1 protein-coding gene is annotated in these 378 nt (G+C 73.0%); it reads right to left on the bottom strand.

The window, feature by feature from the left end; genetic code table 11:
- Positions 1 to 378: transposase (locus tag MJ797_RS26605; RefSeq protein WP_239342488.1), on the bottom strand; the 378-nt coding region annotated here is incomplete at both ends.

Below are 378 nucleotides of genomic sequence, written 5' to 3'. Positions count from 1 at the left end.
TCAGGCTTGGGTTTCGCCAGCCGCAGCCGGAACAGGTCTTCGAGCTGGGGTACCAGCGGTCCGCGACTTCGAGCCGCGAGCCGTACCAGATGGTCTTGTACGAAAGCTGGCGGCGGATCTCGGCCATGGCCGTGTCCGCCACGGCGCGAGCGAGCCGCCGGTTACGGACCATGCCGGCGACGTGCAGGTCCTCGACCACGACCACGTCGTGGCGCTTCGCCAGCCGGGTGGTGAGCGTGTGCAGCCCGTCGCGTCGCTGGTGGGCGACGCGGGCGTGGATGCGGGCGAGCCGGGCGGCACGCTGGCGCCGTCCCGCGCTGCCGGGCTTCGACCGGGCATACGCCCGCGATGCCTTCCGCAGCCGGCGCAGCGACCCGG

Source organism: Protofrankia sp. CiP3, from assembly GCF_917627345.1.
Lineage (GTDB): Bacteria > Actinomycetota > Actinomycetes > Frankiales > Frankiaceae > Protofrankia.
This window is presented reverse-complemented; position numbering and strand designations above follow the sequence as displayed.